The organism is Cysteiniphilum sp. JM-1 (assembly GCF_008711525.1).
GTDB lineage: Bacteria > Pseudomonadota > Gammaproteobacteria > Francisellales > Francisellaceae > Caedibacter.
Genome location: NZ_VXKS01000003.1, coordinates 127,752 through 147,582, shown reverse-complemented (window position 1 = coordinate 147,582; position 19,831 = coordinate 127,752). Strand labels below are relative to the sequence as shown.

Here is a 19,831-nt window from a genome sequence, read left to right as displayed (position 1 = left end):
ATCTTTAGTCTTTTAAATCAAATAAGTAACCAGCGCCTTTAACTGTCTGGATATAGCTGGTGCCATCTTGAGGGTTGTTATCAAGCATTTTACGTAGCCGACTAATGCGAATATCAATTGTGCGATCAAACTCTTCAAAGGGACGTTTCAAAAGCGCTTCAAAGGTTTGCTCGCGCGAGACGGTTTCACCCTTGTGCTGATACAGGTATTCGAAAAGCTCATAAACAGCCGGTGTAAACTTGATTTCTTCGCCATTAGGGTAGGTTAATGTGCGCTTATTAGGGGATATCACCCAGTCGTTTGTTTCAATCGCGCCATGGGTGCTATTGCTGGTATTGCCGCGACGGCGCAAAACTGTTTTAACACGCACAAGCACCTCACGTGGATTAAAGGGTTTACTAATATAATCATCCGCACCGACTTCAAGTCCTAAAATGCGATCAAATGCTTCTCCAGCTGCCGATAAGAAGATCACGGGGACGCTCGATTTTTTTCTTAATTCACGACAAACCTCAAGACCATCGATTTTAGGCATCATCACATCAAGGATCACCAAGGAAAAATCACGTTTATGAAAATCCTCTAAAAAGCTTAAACCATCTTCAAATACAGCAGTATCAAAGTGGTTTTGTTGAAGGTAGCTAGCAAGTCCTTCGCGAATGTCTCGTTCATCATCAATAATTGCAATAGTATCCATAAGCAAGCGTATATATCGTACATGATTGTGACCTTCAGTGTAGATGTTTTTTTTGAGTTGTAAAACAAATCAGATTGATTTACTGCAAATGCTTGGAAAGTTAAGCGAAACTAACTACACTTTGGTGCGTAAGTTAGCTTTACAGGAGTAGTAACATGGCACTTCACGCATTGATTCCTATAGTGATTATTGTTTTAGCAATTGTGTTTGTTTTTACCTCCGTCAAGGTGGTGCCACAAGCATCAGAGTTTGTGGTCGAGCGCTTTGGGCGCTACTATAAAACCTTGCATCCGGGGTTAAATATCATTTTCCCGCTAATCGATCGCGTGCGTAGTCGCGTGAGTTTAAAAGAGACCGTGCTCAATGTCAGAAAGCAGGAAGTTATCAGTCGCGATAACGCCAGTGTCCAAGTCGATGGCGTTGCCTTTTTCCAAGTACTTGATGCAAAGAAGGTCACTTATGTGATCAATGATTTACCCCTAGCATTAGAAAACTTAATCATGACGAATATCCGTACGGTTTTAGGTGGGATTGATTTGGATGAAATGCTGTCGAATCGTGACTTTATGAATGCTAAACTATTGTCAGTGCTAGATGAGGCGACGGATCCATGGGGTGTTAAAATCGTTCGTGTCGAGATTAAAGATATTACACCTCCACGCGATCTATTAGACGCAATGGCGCAGCAGATGAAAGCAGAGCGTGAGAAGCGTGCTGAGATCTTGCGTGCTGAAGGGGTGCGTCAAGCGGCTATATTAAAGGCCGAAGGGGAAAAACAATCTGAGATTCTTGCTGCAGAAGCACAAAAAATGAAACAAGCGTTAGAAGCCGAAGGTTATAAAGAAGCGCAATTTCGTGAAGCTGAGGCACGTGAGCGGACAGCGCAAGCCGAGGCAGTTGCCACTGAAACCGTTTCTAATGCCATCGCCAAAGGAGATATTCAAGCGATTCAGTACTTTGTGGCATTAAAGTATATTGAAGCAGTGGGCGCGATTGCGTCATCGGATAACAGTAAAACAATTATGATGCCATTAGAGGCATCTAATATCATAGGTTCTGTTGGCGGGATCAGTGAGTTGTTAAAGTCGATGCAGGTTAAAGCATGACAAATTAAGGTGGATAGAATATGTTGTATTGGCATTGGTGGGTTTTAATGGGGATTTTGCTTATTATTGAAATTTTTACTTTAACGATGTTTTTCTTGTTTTTTGCCATATCAGCCTTTCTGCTGGGGGTGATTATGTGGTTTTATCCTGAGTTGCCGATCAATTGGCAATTGCTATTGGCAGGTGTCTTTGCCTTAGGCTCAATGCTGTTGGGGTATTTTTTTCTGAAAAAGCGTAAGCAAAAAAATAATGTGCAACTTGATGTCAATGATCGCTTGGGGCGTTATATCGGGAGGACTGTTGTGATCACGCAAAGAAGTCACTCAGGCGTTGCCAAAGCAAGGATTGGTGACACTGAATGGCGTGTGTTGGTCGAGGATGCCAAGGTCGGTGATTCGGTTGAGATTTTAGATGTTCAATCAACAAGCTTTATTGCAAGAAAGGTATAAGATTAGATGCTTAGGTAAACGTAAACGACATTTTCTTTATGATTGTCCTTGTAGTGTTTTAGTAAGGTTGCTTTTAAATTACGCAACTCTTGCGTTGGTAAAGTTTGCGGAAGCTTTAAATGCACATCAACAAATAAAAAACGTCCAGATTGGGTAACGATACTGTTTTGAATGCTTAAGCCTTGATTAGCGCAAATTAGGTTGGCTGCCTGGGTGATTTTTTCACGCAACTCAGGTGCAACCGATGCGTCTAATAAGTTAAGTCCTGCTTCTTTGATGAGTTTTAACGGTTTGATAGTAATCAGGAGTCCCATAATAATAGCAATAATAGGATCGATGTAGATGGCAAAATGCGGTAAGCCAAAAAATACTAATATCAGGGCAATAGCAAGCGAGATATCAACGGAGGCGCTAAGTAATGCATCTGCTTTCCACAGCTCTGCATCAGCATTCAAAATTTTTGAACCTGTTTTGCGCGCAGCATTGCGAACGTAAAAATACATTATGCTACAAGTCAGGGTGCCTGTGACAGAGGCGATAAAAGCGAATAAATAGTTGGGTGTTATGGCGTGAGTAACTAGGTTAACAATTGCCATAATGATAACACTTGCTGCAACGATTAAGATAAAGCCAGCTTGTAAGAGTACAAAAACAGGCTCTAAGCGATGATAGCCATAAGGGTAGCGTTTGTTAGCAGGTTGGTTGATTTTCTTGATTACATAGAGTGATGCAGCATAGATTAGTAGTGTAATGACTGAATAGCCGACATCTAGCAGCACCGTTAAAGATTGTGCAAAGTAGACAATTACTAAGCTAAATAGCACATAGACAATGGAGAGAATAAAATTAACTTTTAGGGTTTTTGCCTCAATCATTTGTGAGGTTTGAGTACTCATGATTCTACCTTAAGTGTGATGGTATTTGTTTCTATTTACAGTGGGATATTCTAAAAAAATGAAAATTAAGAACCAAAAGGACGCTAAGGATTTTTGAGTAAATAAATAATGCTTGAAAATGAATAACTATTACTGAGATGACAGCTTGGCATTAAAGACATAAAAAAGCGGCGATATGTTGTGCCGTGAAATTGCTTAAAAGTGACTCATTGTAACAGTCATTTGCTCAAAGATAAAAGCAAAAATGCAGATCTTAGCAATAACATCATGGTTTATTAGTATTGTCTTTTCCAGTACACTAGTCAGCGTTTTTCAGTAAGTAATATTTTTTAATTAAAGATAAAATTAATTAAGGTAGATAACGTGACTAAAAGAGTAAAAACGCGTTTTGCCCCAAGTCCTACGGGGTATTTGCATGTCGGTGGCGCAAGAACTGCACTTTTTTCGTGGGTTTATGCGCGTAAAAATAACGGTGAATTTGTATTGCGTGTGGAGGATACTGATCTTGAGCGTTCAACACCAGAAGCTGTACAGGCAATTTTAGATGGCATGGATTGGCTAGGGCTACATGCCGATAGTGCGCCATACTACCAAACTGAGCATTTTGATCGCTATCAAGAAGTTATTGATCAGCTGTTGATAGAAGGTAAAGCCTATCGCTGCTATTGCTCGCGCGAGCGTTTGGATCAATTAAGAGAAACGCAAATGGCAAATAAACAAAAGCCACGCTATGATGGACATTGTCGCCACCTTGATGTCAGTGAAGAAGATATTTCAAAGCCTCATGTCATTCGTTTTAAGAACCCAGAAGAAGGTGCGGTGAGCTGGATCGATGCGGTGAAAGGCGAAATCACGATTGCCAATAGTGAGTTGGATGATTTAATTATCAAGCGCTCAGATGGTGCGCCGACATATAACTTTTGTGTGGTTGTCGATGATAGCGATATGCAGATCACCCATGTGGTGCGTGGTGATGATCATGTGAATAATACACCACGTCAGATCAATTTATATCACGCTTTAAACGCTAAAGTGCCTGTATTTGCACATGTGCCAATGATTTTGGGTGATGATGGCAAGAAACTTTCCAAGCGTCATGGCGCGGTGAGTGTGATGCAATACAAAGAAGAGGGTTATTTGCCGCAAGCGCTGATTAATTATCTTATTCGCTTAGGTTGGTCGCATGGTGATCAAGAAGTTTTTAGTCTGGATGAGATTTTGGAATATTTTGAGCTAGATGATATCAATGCCTCAGCGTCAGCATTTAATACCGAAAAATTAAACTGGCTTAATCAGCACTATATGCGTCATTTGCCAACACAAGAGGTTGCAAAAGAGCTTATTTATCATTTTCAGGTTGAAGGCTTAGATGTTAATAACGGACCTGCGTTTGATGCGCTTATTCCGGTGATGGCGGAAAAAGTAAAAACGTTAAAAGAACTCACAGAGCAATCTACTTATTTTTATCGTGAATTTGATAGATTTGATGAAAAAGCGGCTCATAAGCATTTAGTTAAAGATGCAGCCAGTGTGCTGCAGCATGTCAAAAATAAGGCAAAGGAATTAAATGATGAGAGTTGGCAGGATGAAGTTGCATTGCATCATTTATTAAAGGATACGGCCAGCGAGTTAAATCTTGGCATGGGGAAAGTTGGCATGCCCGTACGTGTTGCTGTAACCGGTTCTGGGCAGTCACCGGATATCGGCTTAACCTTGAAGTGGCTTGGTAAAGAGCGTGTTATTTCACGCTTACAAAAAGCGATCGATTTCATTGGTGAATAAAATCTAAAAAGCATATACCCATCGTGAATTATTTTGCGGTGTTTAATGTTGAGGAAGTTTTTGATGATTTTGGGTGATTGGATTGCAGCTAATAGCTAGGACTCTTAGCAAGAGCCAATCACCTAAAAGTGCGAGAAATTCAATGGCAGAAATACTGTAAGATGGTTCGCGATGGGTATGGTGTATATAACACACTGGACACACTTGGCAATGCGCGGCATACTAAGTGCTCAAACGTGGTTGGCGGGAATGTATTGTATGCAAGTTAAAAGATTAGATAAAGTCACTATTTATGCACTTTTTACTGGAATAATTGCTATCGTTTTTGCCATGACTTTGGCGTATTACTTCCCACTAATAAAGCAATCGAATCTTGCGATTCTGCTTGGTGAGGTGACGATAGTCATTCCATGGCTTGTGTTTATCATCTGTTTATTGTTGTCACTCTTTCACGGTTCAAAGCATTAGACTACGCGATTGTAGGAATGCGATTAGAAAGGCTTATGTGAGACTTGATTTTAGGCAGAAAGTGTATAAGATACTCCGATTGATATGGTGCTTAATCCACCTTTTAAAGAGGTATTTTGCAGATTGACAAGCGCATCAGATTTCAACCAGTTGTATTGATATTGTGCAAAAAGATTGAACTGAGCTATTTTATATCCGACTCCGGCAGCAACAACAGGATCAAAATGGCTAGAGCTAATATCACTGCTGACATCTGATAATTTGCCAGAAATGCGATTGTATGCATAGCCAACCTTACCAAAAACATTTAATCCTGATACTCCAGGGGCATAAAACTTACTGGTAATAAAGAAAGGGATGCTTAATAAACTTAACTTTAGATTTCCTGTGCTTGTACTATCAGAAACTTGAGAGAACTGATGAGCGTAATCAGCACCCCATTCAGCACCAATACTAATTATTGGATTAATCGCATAATCAAAACCAGTAAAAAAACCGCCAGAAATTCCCCCATCTTTAGTTGAATTATTGCTATTTTTCAATAAGTTTTTGAAATCTCCAGAAGGAAGGCTGTATCCTAGCTTAACACCAGCTAATAGACCGGTTTGAGCTTGCGCTTGCATTTGTGCATTACCGCTAGCAATCAATAATGAAGTTGCCAGTATTGCCATGAGTGATTGTTTAGATATGGTTATCATATTTTTCCCTTTTATTATTTGGTTGATATTTATGTAGAATGCTGAGTTCTACGGGTTGAAAAATGAAAAGTTACAAAATTAAGAGACAATCGTAATTGTATTGGAGATGATCGTTTGTATAATGACATTATAATAATAGGCATTAACATTAGCATCACCAAAAACATGTAGATGATCGAATACGAATCTTGATATGGTTTATATATGACACTTTTATCTCCTGCTTTTTTCTTATAAAACCCCAATAAAATATATGCGCTAAGATGGTCAATAACTTAAGTCATTCGATAACGTGATACTTAATGAAGTGTAACTCAGCAGCAGCAACCACAACATTTGTGCTACTGAGAAACAACTTCTTCCCCCTCTTTGGAAGACTTAGGAACATCAAGGTTCATATCTAGATGTTCAGATTATTATTCATGGCTATCTCTGGCTATATTGCATGCTATTTTATGTGTTTGGAAAGGAAATAAATTCACATCAAAGACATTTTTCTATAACAAAAATATCACGGAAAGCAATATGGTACTTTTGTCATAAGAAAAATAGTTTATGATGTGAAATAGTTTACAAACAAAATGCAGCTTTATATGTCACTGGTAAGGCTTAAAAAATCTACAGGTTCAAAGCTATCTTTATTCATTTCAATGTTTAAGATATTTTGATTAAACTGTGCTTTATAATTTTCAGCGCTATCTTTAAGTGATATATAAGAGGTCTGCCCTTGAGAGTTGTAAGCAGTTAATGTGCTATTACTTTTTACATAGAGTATATAGCGATCACGGTACCCATTTTCCCTATCTTGTGACTGCGGAGTTGTCGATGCATCATCCAGTAGATTAAGATGGTCATAGATATCGCTTTTTAGGTTTAAATTGAATGTTTGATTGTTGCAGTTGGTGCCAGATAAGTAAGAATGCGCTATATTCTTAGGCTCAGCAGATTTTTCAAATACAATTGCTGAACAAGTATTTTCTTGATTTGGCATAGGTAAATTATAGTTGGCGTTTAAAAAAGAAATTACCTTTTGTGCAATGTACTTGTGCACTCGACTATTAGGATGGACATCATCCCAAAACATATTGGTTTCAATACACGCTCTATAGTCAAATAACTTGCTGACAGAGTGCAGCTCTTTAATATTATCTAATAACTGATGTGTGTTTGATGATGGATTAGCATCCTGAGGTATTGGAATACAAGCGTGCGAATAGTCATCAAATCGAGGTACATCGTTTGAATGATGCTCTAAAATATCAGTGAAATAATTGTTAATATCAATATAAGTTATCCTTGCTGCTTGAGCAGATTGACTGATTTTGTGTAATCCATCATTGTACTTATCGATAGCAGTTGATAGTTTTTGTTTGAGCTCATTATAATCTTGAGGTCGGTCATAAATATTAAATCTAGGCGTTTTAGTAATGTCGGGTAAACCAACCAAAACAATATTTTTGACCCCGCTTTGTTCTAAATTTTTTATTAATAGCTCGATCCCGCTTAAGGCTTTTTGAGTCACCTCATCATAGTTATACCTATTGTCAAAAACTTGAAATTTTTGTTGCGCTTTAAATGCTGCAAAACTTATCGGATTAAGCTGTGAGTGTCTGTATGCCATATATTGATCACTAATTTGATCATTTGGTCCAGCGGCTAGATAATCATTTGCACCGGATAGCACTACGGCAAGTGTATTTTGCTTTATATGATTGCTATCAAGTGTATTCTTTGCTTCTTGCTCGATCTTATATGCCCAAAATTGGTTTTGTAGGCTGCCTGTGACAAATGGTTGTATTATATCGCCATCAGCAGTAAAGATAAATTTACCACGATATTGTTCATCTGCTTTAGGGTTTTGATCAAAGGCTGATGGATCTAGCATCCAGTTATTACCAATAAAGTCATTATAATCATTTCTTTCTAATCTTAGATTGTAAGTGATCATGTCAAATTGTGCTTCAAAATACTCAGGTATAAAACGCATATACCGATAAGCAGTTGACCCGCCAACTGCATAATTTAAGACAAAGCCATGTCTATTCGTGTTTGCATAACTTAATATGCTAGCAATAGGCACTCCGAAACCAACCAATGTTTTTAACATAGAGCGTAAGATGATGTTAGTACCATTGGGCAGTTTATCTGTCAGCTGCTCTAGCGTTTTTTTATCCAAATGACGATCGGGTGCTGTATGCGATAAATAACCCATGTGGTTAAAGTAATTAGCAAGATAATCAGCCCATGTCCCATAGTTATTGGTAAATCGACCGTAATAATAGTTATTATGCGGGGTGTTGCCTATCGAAAGATGTAATGTTCTGTTATGCAGATTACCGTTATCGGATAGACTATCACCAAAAATAACAATTTGGTCAATTTTGTTAGAAGCGTTATGCATTGAGGTTGTATTAGCTAGCGATAAACCGCTAAGTAAAGTAGCAGCCAAGCAGATACTGATTTTTTTATAGTTTTTAAACATGCTATGTGTCACCTAAGTTTTTTTAATTGTTGATTATCCGTAAATGGTTTTAATATCAACTTTTGCTGGAGCGCCACCACGACTTAAATCAATATAGACATCTGTAGTGTCATATGGGATGCGAACACGGCTATTGCTGAAATTGCCACAGTACATCGTTGATTTGGTTTCCACTAAACGACCATCAACCGAAACTGGAACCTTATGACCAACACCACAGCCTTCTAACCAGATATAGTTTACAGGGTCAGGCTGAAGACTTGCTTCGCCATATGTAGGAACAGTATAATCAATAGTGTTTCCCCAGCCGACATATTTTGTATAATAACCAATCGCCCATGCTGGTGAAGTTACTAAGGATTGCCATGCACGACCAACTCCAATAACAAGTCCAGCCCCACTTTTATGTATGTGCACTTTAATATTCCTATTTTCATTGCTCGTACGAATGTAGTTAACTTTGACATTATCGACTTTGAGTAAAGTTAAATAATCTCCATTATAAGAATATTTAAGAGATATAGTATTACGTGATTTAAAGCATGTATCATTGCCACAATCTTTATTTGTTATGACAAACTCTGGAGAGCTACTATCGTTAGACTGTGGTTTGAATTTTGTTACAGTCCCGATATCTATATCATTAAAGTAAACGTGTACATTTGCCAATTGTGGGTAGTTGCTTGGATTATCAACACGCCTTTTAATGGCCGCATATACATTAAAAGAAATATTTACATTATTTCCTACCTTAGGATTCATGCTGAAGGTATATTCTAGTTTCGCTTGAGTTCCCCAATATCCTTCATTACCTTTAGACATATATACATATCGTGCAGTGGAGCCTTTGCCATATAAAGGTTCAGCATCTGTAAAAATATATTGTTCATCAGTGCTCTGCCACGTCCCACCTACATTGTAAAAACTTTTCCAATGTTGCTCTTTATCAACTAGATTACCATTGTCATCTACACCTGTTGCTGGGATGGTTGGGAAATTCGGGCCTAGTGAGGATCCATAGACAGCACTTGATATTAATGAGCACAATAAAAGAGATTTAATGATATTTTTCATAATATTTATCCTTGTATTTACTATTTTTAATTAATTGATTGATTTAAGAGCCTTTAAATGTGGTTATCAGTACTTTGTTAATCGCAACATCACTTGCCAAAGTATTCTGACGTCCAAGAATATACTCGATCTTTTTAATATTTTCTGGTAAAGAAACTTGATCTTTTAACGCCGCACTGCAAGCTTGGTTTTTTCTAACTTCTTGAGTGACTCCATCAATGATAATTGGCACATTTCTACCTATACCACAACCTAATAACCATAATGAGCTTACATGTTTGAAGCTACCATCATGGCCATATCTGTATAGATCATAATCTACTGATTTTCCTCCAGGAACACTTTTGAACGCGTAATCACTACTCCAATCTGGTGAGATCACCACATCTCCAAATTGTCTGCCCAAACCAATTAGACGACCATATCCCTTTGATGCAGTATTAGTTACTGTTACCTGAATCTTCTGATTTTCATTAGGCTTATATTGAGGGTCCATTTGCTTTGATAGTTTTTGGTGTATTAAGATTTTATCCTGATATGAACTAAATTCATCTACGTTTTTAGTAGATACCTCTGCTGCAAAACTTACATGTGATAGTGAAAATAATACTAGCGATGCTAAACCATATTTGTTTATCATGATTTTTTCCATTTTGATCTTAAAATTTGTTGTTACAATATTTTGATATTGATTGACACCCTTCTTTACATAACTGTTGTAATCGAGTGTCAATAATCACTTTCAATATAAAATGACACAAAAGTATCATGTAATAAAATTATTAATTTTTATAAGTTGTTATCAGTACTTTATTAATCGCAGCATCATGTGCAACAGTATCCTTTTGTCCAAGAATATACTGGATCTTTTTAATATTTACTGGTAAATAAACTTGATCATTTAACGCCGCAGAGCAAGCTTGGGTTTTTCTAACTTCTGTAGTGACACCATCAATGATAATTGGCACATTTCTACCTATACCACAACCTAACAACCATAATGAACTTATATGTTGGAAGTCACCGGTTGTACCATACCGATATAAGGTGAATTTTTCTGTGTGTCCAGCGCGTACAGATTTGTAAAAGTAACCAGCTGCCCAAGATGGAGAGACTGGGAAACCTCCAAACTGTCTGCCCAGACCAATCAATCGACCATAGCCAAGTGCAGAAGTATTAGTTACCTCTACCTCAATCTGTTGATTTTCCTTTGGTTTATATCCATTATCTGCGGGTGTTGCGGGTGTTAGCGGTGTTAATGGTTTAGAGTGATAGAAGTGAATATTATCAACTTTAATGGCAGGACGCTGTTCAATGCTTGTCTTATATAAGATTATATCTAATTCATTATCTCCCTCTTTGAAGCAGGCTCCTTTATCTTTGCATGTTTTAAAATCAATGGTGAATTTGTCATTTGGATTATTAACATCTGGGGTGTTTCTTACGATGTAACCAACAGTAGCACCGTTGAGTTCAATCTTGGGCAGTGGTTTATTCATCTGATCATTTGCATCGCCAAGTATTGTTGCGTATGCATTAAATTCCACTGCTAAATCTTTAAAGTTATCTGGGCTTACCTTAAAGTGAGTAGTAAACGCGATCTTTTCTTTAGCATTCTGTGACACAGTTGGTCCTATATAGCGAGAAGTTGTATCAAGGTTCTCACCAGTTAAGCCCAACTCCGAAGGCATAATTGCATTTACAGCAAGATGTGATGAAGAATCATCGCTAATGGCTATGTAGTTGAAATCAGGGGTGTGTCCATCGTAATCGATTAAAGAACCATTATATTGGTTATATCCTGTAGGATATAAGTTGATATCTGTCTGCGTATCTGCTGCAAAGCTTAGATGCGATAGTACTGATAAGGCTGCTATTGACAGTAAATTTATTTTATTCTTCATATTGACTCTCCGTTTTTTTATATCAAATTAAATTTTTACAAAATGACTATAGTTTTTGATTATTTCTTTGATTTCCCCCCCATAGAAGATCTGTGTTTAATTAATGTTGTTTGCTATATGCTACTCACAATGTTGATGTATTTTATAGGCTTGTATAATGTAGATCTGTGTGATCAACTTTTATTGCAGTTACAGCGTTTGGAATATATGCATAGACATCTAATCTTAAAGTGTTTTCACCCTTTACAAGACAAATGTGTTGCAGCTTACATGTTTTGTCATTGATTATAACATTTGGACTATGTGATCCCATCTCTGGCTCAAGCATGGTGATATTAGAGATTTTCTGATTGTTTATTGAAATTTTGCTTTTAGGAATAGATGGAACAGAGTCATCAGGCAGTACATTAGTATATGCATCTAATGTAAGCTCTACCTTACTTAGGTCAATGCTATCAGGTAGCGTAAATCTATAAATGAAAAAATAATTAATCGGGTGATCTATCGAAGGATTCATAGTTATAGTAGGCTGTATATATCGTGCAGTGGTATCGTCAGCGCTAACATTAATAGCTTTGGGATCAGTTATTCTAACTTCATACTGAGAGCTTTGAGCACCACCATTATCATTGCTGTATATTTGATATACTGATTCGCCGGTAAATCTCTGACCGATAGCACCTAGCGAATGATTAGCGTCAAATTGATTAACCCCTGTATTTAATAACTTAGGTAATGGTGGATATATAGGTGTAAAGCCACCGTTGCCCTTAAATATTAAATTGTTGTCATCAAGCGGCTTGATTTGTTGACTATCAACAAGAATATTTAGCGGATATGATCCTGATTTATCCGATGCAAAACTTGCTTGATATTGTTGATTGAGACTAGCAATCGATGTCGAATTTAAATCACCGGCGCTAGCATTTAATAAATTAGTCACTCCCTCGAGCAAATCTCCAGCGCTATCTTTGATAAAAATATCTACAATATTAATATCTTTACCATCCGATTCTGCATTGTTCTTAGTAATGCTATAACTAGACTTATTAATATCAATTGATGAAATTTTACTTGTGGAGGTTAATGTTGTTGATTGCCCTTCATTATAAGTGGCGGCTATTGCAATCGTCCTATAGTCAATGTCATTATTTGGGTTTAAAGGCTTAAACTGCCCTTTCCAGCTACAAGACTCCCCAGATTTTAAAGTGGTTAGCGTGTTACAGCTACTGTTATCTTTATCGACAATAAAGCCATCACTTTGCTCTGCACTGACATAAAACTTCACTCCAGTGGCAGGCTCTGTGCCAACGTTTGTAAACTGATATTCAAAATTGAATGTTGTTCCTGAAATCGTTGCTTTGGGAATATCATGTATACGGGTGTATTGAATAGGAGCGTTTGTTATTTGCGAAATAGTGCCAATAGAAATGGTTTTAGCGCCCTTATAGGCTATTGCTATATTGTAAACCGCAATCGTTTGTCCAGTGGTTAACTCACCAGATGTAACATCTCCTTCAATAATACAACTCTCTCCAGAGGCAAGAGACGTAAGGTCTTGGCAGCTGTTATTTGTGAACTCTAGTTTCTTATAGTTGCTAGTGGCTGTTGACCAGATCAAGTCTTGAGCGGTTTCTGGGCTGCTATTTATGATCTGATATTTAAAATGATATTGACTATTGGGCAATATGTTGTCTGGGATCTCAAGATCTTTTTTAATCGTCAACGCAGATGCAATATTATGAGCATGATTAATGATATTGACATTAGCTGCACCAACTGGAGAAATGGTTGAAGCAATCAAGGCATTTCTCGTACTATCTGTAGTGATATACTTTCCTGCAATGCGACATGATTGAGAAATATCAATTGTCCCCCCTGATTTATAGGTTAGGCAATTACTCTGATCAGGGTTGATAACAATTCCTTTATCAGAATCGAAGTTATCGGTGAGACTTTTGATATCTATTGGTTGTTCTGATCTGTTTGAGACCTCATAGGTAAAAGGGTAAGTAATACCAGTTAATATATTATCAGGTAATGAGTTAAGGTAACTTACAGTAAGGTTATTTTCATGTGTATAAGTATGTAATTTGAGCTTAAGTGCCTCACCACCACTATAGGTTACATCAATATCACTAAAATAATTGGTATCAGACATATCGCCTTTAAAATCAAGTTCAATTAAGCATGATTCGCCAGCAGCTAAAGTTGTTTTAGTGATACAACTACTATCCGCTTTGATTGCAAAAGCGTTATCAGCGCTTGAAGTGCTTTTGATGGCAAGGTCACTAATGGATGAGCTGGATTTATTAATTAATTGGTAGATAACCGGATAATTTATATTAGGTTGTGTGTTTTCAGGTAATGGTTTTAAGGCAATATCCTCGATATCGGTATTACCAAAAGTGATATTAGCAATAGGTAATAGTTGTTCAGACAGAGTTACAGCGCCACTTATGCTTTTTGTCGCTATGATATCAAACGAGCAGGTTTGACCTGGTGATAATTGAGTTATGCAAGAATTGTTTAAAATATTTACTGAATCATTGTCATTAGCTGCACTATTACTAGTGAACACAGGCTGATTGAATACAATACTATCGATGGTACTAGTATTAAGGACTGAAAAATCAATGACTTGATTAAGTGGAAGGGTAATGTTTTTATCCCTGCTGGTCCACAGGTTGTTAGCATTGGCATGTATTGTTGTCGATATTGATGTCTTATTGCCGTCAATTAAAGCATCTAATTTGATATCTGAACCTACATTGTACTTTCCAATATTGCTAATTAATAAGTCACAGTTATCACCAATAGGAATGTTTTGGCAAACATTGTTAATTGTAATGTCCTTAGAGCCGTTAGTAATAATTGAATAAAGCTTCGCATTATTCTCTTTACGAATATTTAAATGCTTCATGCTTAGGTTAACAGGAAGTTTGGTATAAGCGCTTTGTGTTGAGTCAATATTCTCGGATGAGATGACATAGCCATCTAAACTAGATCCTTGTTGTTGATAATCCGCAGATGACCCTGAAGAGCATCCATATAAAAATAAGCTGCTAGTAACCAATGCAAGCACAGGCTTAATTTTCCCATATTTCATTTTTATCCCCTTTCCCATCAAAGTGGTAATTTTTCATCATTTAATGACTGAGTTTGTTTTGAACTCAGCTTCCAAATTTAAGGTGACTAAAAATATTCACCTTCAAAAAGTCATCAACCCTCCCAGGATGATTTTCAATTCAACCAAAGGCGCTACCAATGCTGCGCAATTTGCTTGATGAAATTGAGTGTATTGTAAGCTTGATGCTGTGGTTGTGCGTCACGAAAAAATACCTTTTTCATAACAAATTTATCATATTATTGATCATCAACTATCAGGCTTGATGCTGTGTAAGGGCGCATGTATTGTAAATTTATTGCTTTTTGAGTATTTAAAAAGGATGGATGCGCTTTGTGAGGTCATTTCTTCAGTAAAAAAATGACTAGAATGTGATTGTTTTGTGAAGTCTTAGAGATACGATATTCAATGTCTTCAATAGATATGGAGTTTAAATCTATGAATTTTTTAAAAAGAGTTGTAACGATCAGCGCATTGGCAGGCTCTATAGCCTTTAGTGTTAATTTCGGTTTCGGTCTAAATAGCGGTTCAAATTACAATCAGGTCAAGATGGATTCACTTGAATTTGCAGTTGGGGAGCATGATAATGCGGGGCATAAAATGCCTATTATTAATTATACGGTGCTCTACAAGCCTGCCGTGGGTTTTGAAGCATATATGCCGCAACAAAGATTAGAATTTGGACACCCGCTTAATTTCAAAGTGGACTCAAAAACGGGATATTTGCAAATCGAAATAAATGGGCAGTATTACCCTGTCTTAAATATTAAATTCTCAACGACTCCTTTGGCATGGCAGCCAAATTTTGTGGTTGTTTCTGGTCAGCAGGCGGAGCATCAAAGTGGCTATTATTGGCAAAAGATTGCATATCATAGTATCTGGTTGCACGGTAAGGATCTTGAGTCTGCAACTCAGGAGAATACTAAACGACTTAGCTATATTGTTTCCAGTTCTACAAATGAACATAAGCAGTTATTCAGGGTGAAGTATGGATATGACTCGTCAACATTTGATATTGTTGAGCATGTTCGCAGCAATCATTACCTTAGAATCCTTCCTAAAGAAAATAAGGTCATCGTTGTTTTTGGAAAATAACGACTTAATCAATAGAGTTTGTGTTAAATGCTTAAGGAGTAGCCAATGAAAGTTTTTCAATTTTTGATTTTGTCTGTCACTTTAAGCGTAAGTATGATCAGTGTGGTATCTGCTGCTGATAGTGTCCATAAGGTTAGGATATGCAATATGAGTGGAGTTACAATATTGTAGGATTTGCTAGCCTAAGTCATGAGGTATATTATCCCAGTGTAATTAGACATGGCGAGCCTCTATTATATGGTGAATGCTATCCGAAAAATCCGCCAAGCGATGATAATTTTGATTATCCATTGGTGACAACAGGTTCAAACGCAGCTGATGTGTGGGGTTATGTTATTGATTATACTGCTTATAATGGAGATAAGTATAGTTATTCAAATGTTAGAGCTGATGGACATGTAAATATAACATATGATTATGCAAACACTTTCAACCCGTCTACTCAGCGGTTAAGGATAGTGGATATGGTGACTTTTACTGATCCTTATTTAGGAGCAAAACTATGTAGTATAAAAGATTGGGATGGATGGATACAAATAAACTTTAATAATGTGCCGTGGGGATCAGATCCTACCACTATCGATATTTATAGTGGGAGTTGCACTGTCTCATATAACTATCAGTACACATATTGATTTATTAATTTTAAAGTTGTCGAAATAACTTTTTTAACAAGGAGCCAAAGTTATGAAAAGTAAAATATTATGTGGTTTAGTTTTATTGTCTATGTGGTATCCTTATCTTTCCAGCGCCGAGGAAACTAATGGTAAAGCCAGGCACTTGGATATGCTTAACGATAAGAATGATCATTCTGCTGTCAGTACAGCTGTAGATATTTCAAATCTATTAAAGCCGGATTTTAGTAAAGACGGTAAAAAATATTACTTAAATAGAGCAACGGGTCAATATGTGGAATATCAGCACAAGATTAGTTATTGGTTCCCTAGTGGATTTGAGGTTTATGACGATGATGGTTGGTACAAACAATGGGATTTTAAGACGCCAGATGATTATACGATTGCAAAATCATATTTTAGTATGGGTTATTATACTGGACTTTATTCTCCTTTTTACGCAAACATAAGCTTTTACTGGAAAGGTAAATTTAAAGTGGTTGGTGCTAATATGGTCTTTTGGCACAATAGTATTAGTTGTGGTTATAATATAATAGGTACTGTTTTTCACAATTGTAAGTATAAGAAAGAAGGAATGTATCCGCCAAATAGTGGTTATGATGGTCGTTATGTAGATTTTAGTGAAGAAGAAAAAATACCGATAGCTTATGTATATACTAATAACAGTTCCCTTCCAAGAAGTTATTGGGGTGCAGCTGAAAGTTTTGTAGTTAATATTTATTACAATGATTTGTGGTGACACATATCCAAAGTACGCGAATACTTTAGAGATAGTGTAGGTCATATTGAATTTATAAAGGAAATCAAGTGATCTTGTATTTAAAGGTTTTAATATATAACCTCCAAGTTTGTTTGGTTGCAATGAGATTATCCAAGTCTTACACAGCATAGATAATCTCTTTTGCTACCTCTATTTTAGAAAGGGCTGTGTGCCTATTATACAAATCCGTCAAGTCAATTTTGTGAGGTATCTAAAAATGAAATATATATCAATTCTTCTGTTAATGTTTTTTTCAAATATTGCATCAGCTCAATATATCTATTTATTATATGTTGGTGGTCACTATTCTCCTAGTGAAGTATATCAAATGATTGATTCAGCTCGCGACCAAAATAATGTAATAGTAGATAATCATGGCACATTAGTGGATTCATTTTTTGGTAATAATGAACAAAGAAATCGATTGCCCCTAGGAAATAATGTTGCACCAGTTGCAGCTGTGCCAAGAAACGGAAATGCTTTGATTCTTAGAATAGAGGTTCGGAACACTTGGGGCGCTTATTGGTATAATCTTGGAGCAACAATCCGAGCGATGCAACGAGATACTGATTACTGGAATAATGTTTTAGATGAAAATCAAAGACAATATTTTAATCAATCTGCTACAGCAGATATGGCTTGGTTTATTAATGGTCCTATTCGAGTTGCCAATGTTGATAGGGCTATCTTTTATAGAAATGGGGTAGAGGTGATGGCGCAAGATAATACGCATCATATTATGACGCCATATATTGATAATAATGCTCCAGCCCCAAGAAACTTATGGGGTAATGCCCCTAATCAAGGTAGGGTTGTTGTGTTGCGACAGACAATTGGTCATGTTTATAATTTAGCGGCTAATTGCATTGGTCTTAATTCATTAAAAATGAAGACTTTGACCAATAATGATAATCAAACGTGTGATACTCAATATATCTCTGTATCAGAGTATGGTCAAAGCATATATTCTGTGCCAATTTTTGCATACAACTCATCATATAATGATACGAGATATCTGGGGTATCCGAATGGTACTTATTTAGGCTTTGCCGATAATAGTGATGAGTCTAGCAATTATTCAAAGCCAACATCTGACTTAATGTATGGTTTGGGAGGTGATCTCTATTCTATAGTAGCGGTAGCTAGATATGTTAATTATAGTATTGTTTTTTATGACAATGGTACATGGCGCTATCACTATGCTTACAATAGTTTTTCAGAACTAAGAAATATAAATGAATTCAATGAGAATGTAACAAAATATTATAAAGATTTAGTAGCTGTCGTTCCAAGACCTAATAGTAATACATTATATTTCTTTTTTAGCAATGGTAGAGTTGTCAAGGATTATGAAGGATCAAATGCTTCTGAGGATACTAATACTATTGATTCGTGGCCAGCATTCAAAACCTATAATTTAGATCCTCATCAGATTATTGCAGCAACAGAATATAAAGATGAAAAGATTTACTTTTTCTTTGCTGATGGTAGGTATGCAAAATACAATTGGAGTAGTGATATGATAGAATCTGTCGGCTATACAGCTGAAGATTGGAGGCTGCATCAACCTGTAGATCTAGAGACAGGTGCTATGTGCTGGGGTGTCGGTTGGGAGTTTGGAGCGACTTTCTATTGTACTCTTGATACGCCGGTACTTTCATCATCTGGGGCGGCATATTGGCATTTTAGTGGAACGGCTTGGGGCGTAGCTGCTTTTCCTGGACTTAGTCTTACACAAGGAACACTTAGTCTTGATGGATATAATTTCACACCAAGAAAATGTGAAGGCGTAAATATATATAGCGCTGGCGTGTATTTGAGAATGGCTTTTAAGTGTGGGAATACAGAGGGCCTAATTAGTGTACTAAGTGCGTCCGCACCAGCACTCTATCCAATCGATGGCGGTGGAAGGTTTTATTAACTGATTAAACCACTGATCTAGATATGAATTAGTTAGTTAGTAATTTGCTTAACTTGATCAATTATTATCATTTGATAAAAGAACTACATAGTACGCAAACTCATAAAGATAGTAGTGCGCTCGTACTACGATATCAGACTATCTTTGCTTGTAGCGTGATAAATAAATATTTTTTTTGTGAAGTAATTGTTATTTTTACAACAGATAATGGCATGGCTTAGATCAAAAACCAATAATAGGAGCTGAATATGAAGTTTAACAATGTTAAGAAAGCAGTCGTGTTGATGTCATCAGTCGTAGTGATGGCAGTAGTTTCTAGCTCGATTGTAAATGCTTCAGACAATAATATGTCAATGCAAAAAAGTAATGCAATGATGAAAGATGACAAGATGGCAATGAAGAAGCATGATGCCATGATGATGAAAGACGATAAAATGGCAATGAAGAAGCATGATGCCATGATGATGAAAGACGATAAGATGGCGATGAAGAAACATGATGCCATGATGATGAAAGACGACAAAATGGCAATGAAGAAGCATGACGCCATGATGATGAAAGACGATAAGATGGCAATGAAAAAAAATGATGAGATGATGAAGAAAGACGCAAAGATGTCAATGTAATATTATATATCTTACTTTCAGTGATTAATTTCTAGGGGGAGAATTAATCATTATTCACTTTACTTATTCATTTAGTTTGTTAATAAGTTCGATCACACTTAATCATGATAT

The 19,831-nt window shown here is 36.7% G+C and carries 17 protein-coding genes; 9 read left to right on the top strand and 8 right to left on the bottom strand.

Annotated features, from left to right (window positions below; translation table 11 throughout):
* Positions 1-4: 4 nt before the first annotated feature.
* On the bottom strand, positions 5-697 hold the full coding sequence (locus tag F3D68_RS02125) for a response regulator transcription factor (RefSeq protein WP_151192876.1): 693 nt from the start codon (positions 695-697) through the stop codon (positions 5-7).
* Between the two features lie 155 nt (positions 698-852).
* Between F3D68_RS02125 and F3D68_RS02120 the strand changes: the two genes are divergently transcribed.
* Positions 853-1,803 (top strand): SPFH domain-containing protein, encoded by a 951-nt coding sequence (locus F3D68_RS02120; protein ID WP_151192875.1) that lies wholly within the window; start codon positions 853-855, stop codon positions 1,801-1,803.
* A gap of 20 nt (positions 1,804-1,823) precedes the next feature.
* Entirely contained in the window at positions 1,824-2,252 is a 429-nt protein-coding gene (locus tag F3D68_RS02115) for an NfeD family protein (RefSeq protein WP_151192874.1), read from the top strand.
* Positions 2,253-2,254: 2 nt separating this feature from the next.
* Here F3D68_RS02115 and F3D68_RS02110 read toward each other — a convergent pair whose 3' ends face one another.
* Positions 2,255-3,148 (bottom strand): cation diffusion facilitator family transporter, encoded by an 894-nt coding sequence (locus F3D68_RS02110; protein WP_151192873.1) that lies wholly within the window; start codon positions 3,146-3,148, stop codon positions 2,255-2,257.
* Between the two features lie 363 nt (positions 3,149-3,511).
* Between F3D68_RS02110 and gltX the strand changes: the two genes are divergently transcribed.
* Both gltX and F3D68_RS02100 read left to right on the top strand, forming a co-directional pair.
* The gene (gene gltX / locus F3D68_RS02105; RefSeq protein WP_151192872.1) at positions 3,512-4,930 is read left to right on the top strand and encodes a glutamate--tRNA ligase; all 1,419 of its coding nucleotides are present in this window, start codon (positions 3,512-3,514) and stop codon (positions 4,928-4,930) included.
* A gap of 177 nt (positions 4,931-5,107) precedes the next feature.
* Positions 5,108-5,398, top strand: a complete 291-nt coding sequence (locus tag F3D68_RS02100) for a hypothetical protein (RefSeq protein ID WP_151192871.1) — start codon at positions 5,108-5,110, stop codon at positions 5,396-5,398.
* Positions 5,399-5,448: 50 nt separating this feature from the next.
* On the opposite strand, the gene F3D68_RS02095 is transcribed toward F3D68_RS02100, so the two are convergent.
* The 6 genes from F3D68_RS02095 to F3D68_RS02070 all read right to left on the bottom strand — a co-directional run bounded on the left by F3D68_RS02095 (position 5,449) and on the right by F3D68_RS02070 (position 14,665).
* Positions 5,449-6,096 carry an outer membrane beta-barrel protein gene (locus tag F3D68_RS02095; protein WP_151192870.1) on the bottom strand — a complete coding sequence of 216 codons (648 nt, stop codon included), beginning with the start codon at positions 6,094-6,096 and terminating at the stop codon, positions 5,449-5,451.
* A gap of 589 nt (positions 6,097-6,685) precedes the next feature.
* Positions 6,686-8,578, bottom strand: a complete 1,893-nt coding sequence (locus F3D68_RS02090) for an SGNH/GDSL hydrolase family protein (RefSeq protein ID WP_151192869.1) — start codon at positions 8,576-8,578, stop codon at positions 6,686-6,688.
* A 33-nt stretch (positions 8,579-8,611) separates the two neighbouring features.
* Positions 8,612-9,652 (bottom strand): hypothetical protein, encoded by a 1,041-nt coding sequence (locus F3D68_RS02085; protein ID WP_151192868.1) that lies wholly within the window; start codon positions 9,650-9,652, stop codon positions 8,612-8,614.
* A gap of 43 nt (positions 9,653-9,695) precedes the next feature.
* Positions 9,696-10,292 carry a hypothetical protein gene (locus F3D68_RS02080; protein ID WP_151192867.1) on the bottom strand — a complete coding sequence of 199 codons (597 nt, stop codon included), beginning with the start codon at positions 10,290-10,292 and terminating at the stop codon, positions 9,696-9,698.
* Between the two features lie 142 nt (positions 10,293-10,434).
* Positions 10,435-11,556: a hypothetical protein gene (locus tag F3D68_RS02075; protein ID WP_151192866.1), complete on the bottom strand. Its 1,122-nt coding sequence runs from the start codon at positions 11,554-11,556 to the stop codon at positions 10,435-10,437.
* Between the two features lie 142 nt (positions 11,557-11,698).
* Entirely contained in the window at positions 11,699-14,665 is a 2,967-nt protein-coding gene (locus tag F3D68_RS02070) for a hypothetical protein (protein WP_151192865.1), read from the bottom strand.
* Positions 14,666-15,121: 456 nt separating this feature from the next.
* Between F3D68_RS02070 and F3D68_RS02065 the strand changes: the two genes are divergently transcribed.
* From F3D68_RS02065 to F3D68_RS02045, 5 genes are all read left to right on the top strand, one after another.
* Entirely contained in the window at positions 15,122-15,778 is a 657-nt protein-coding gene (locus F3D68_RS02065) for a hypothetical protein (protein WP_151192864.1), read from the top strand.
* Between the two features lie 140 nt (positions 15,779-15,918).
* On the top strand, positions 15,919-16,413 hold the full coding sequence (locus F3D68_RS02060) for a hypothetical protein (RefSeq protein ID WP_151192863.1): 495 nt from the start codon (positions 15,919-15,921) through the stop codon (positions 16,411-16,413).
* Between the two features lie 52 nt (positions 16,414-16,465).
* Positions 16,466-17,152, top strand: coding sequence for a hypothetical protein (locus F3D68_RS02055; RefSeq protein WP_151192862.1), 687 nt, complete (start codon positions 16,466-16,468; stop codon positions 17,150-17,152).
* Between the two features lie 238 nt (positions 17,153-17,390).
* Positions 17,391-19,094 carry a hypothetical protein gene (locus tag F3D68_RS02050; protein WP_151192861.1) on the top strand — a complete coding sequence of 568 codons (1,704 nt, stop codon included), beginning with the start codon at positions 17,391-17,393 and terminating at the stop codon, positions 19,092-19,094.
* Positions 19,095-19,342: 248 nt separating this feature from the next.
* A complete protein-coding gene (locus tag F3D68_RS02045) occupies positions 19,343-19,720 on the top strand; it encodes a hypothetical protein (protein ID WP_151192860.1) in 378 nt (125 codons plus the stop codon).
* The last annotated feature ends 111 nt before the right edge of the window (positions 19,721-19,831 follow it).

Excerpts from the sequence above, each read along its gene's own strand:
- F3D68_RS02100 (WP_151192871.1), top strand. The coding sequence starts at position 5,108 with ATGGTGTATATAACACACTGGACACACTTGGCAATGCGCGGCATACTA.
- F3D68_RS02055 (WP_151192862.1), top strand. The coding sequence starts at position 16,466 with ATGAAAAGTAAAATATTATGTGGTTTAGTTTTATTGTCTATGTGGTAT.
- F3D68_RS02050 (WP_151192861.1), top strand. The coding sequence starts at position 17,391 with ATGAAATATATATCAATTCTTCTGTTAATGTTTTTTTCAAATATTGCA.
- F3D68_RS02125 (WP_151192876.1), bottom strand. The coding sequence starts at position 697 with ATGGATACTATTGCAATTATTGATGATGAACGAGACATTCGCGAAGGA.
- F3D68_RS02070 (WP_151192865.1), bottom strand. The coding sequence starts at position 14,665 with ATGAAATATGGGAAAATTAAGCCTGTGCTTGCATTGGTTACTAGCAGC.
- F3D68_RS02120 (WP_151192875.1), top strand. The coding sequence starts at position 853 with ATGGCACTTCACGCATTGATTCCTATAGTGATTATTGTTTTAGCAATT.
- F3D68_RS02060 (WP_151192863.1), top strand. The coding sequence starts at position 15,919 with ATGCAATATGAGTGGAGTTACAATATTGTAGGATTTGCTAGCCTAAGT.
- F3D68_RS02115 (WP_151192874.1), top strand. The coding sequence starts at position 1,824 with ATGTTGTATTGGCATTGGTGGGTTTTAATGGGGATTTTGCTTATTATT.
- F3D68_RS02110 (WP_151192873.1), bottom strand. The coding sequence starts at position 3,148 with ATGAGTACTCAAACCTCACAAATGATTGAGGCAAAAACCCTAAAAGTT.
- F3D68_RS02045 (WP_151192860.1), top strand. The coding sequence starts at position 19,343 with ATGAAGTTTAACAATGTTAAGAAAGCAGTCGTGTTGATGTCATCAGTC.
- F3D68_RS02095 (WP_151192870.1), bottom strand. The coding sequence starts at position 6,096 with ATGATAACCATATCTAAACAATCACTCATGGCAATACTGGCAACTTCA.
- F3D68_RS02085 (WP_151192868.1), bottom strand. The coding sequence starts at position 9,652 with ATGAAAAATATCATTAAATCTCTTTTATTGTGCTCATTAATATCAAGT.
- F3D68_RS02080 (WP_151192867.1), bottom strand. The coding sequence starts at position 10,292 with ATGATAAACAAATATGGTTTAGCATCGCTAGTATTATTTTCACTATCA.
- F3D68_RS02075 (WP_151192866.1), bottom strand. The coding sequence starts at position 11,556 with ATGAAGAATAAAATAAATTTACTGTCAATAGCAGCCTTATCAGTACTA.
- F3D68_RS02090 (WP_151192869.1), bottom strand. The coding sequence starts at position 8,578 with ATGTTTAAAAACTATAAAAAAATCAGTATCTGCTTGGCTGCTACTTTA.
- F3D68_RS02065 (WP_151192864.1), top strand. The coding sequence starts at position 15,122 with ATGAATTTTTTAAAAAGAGTTGTAACGATCAGCGCATTGGCAGGCTCT.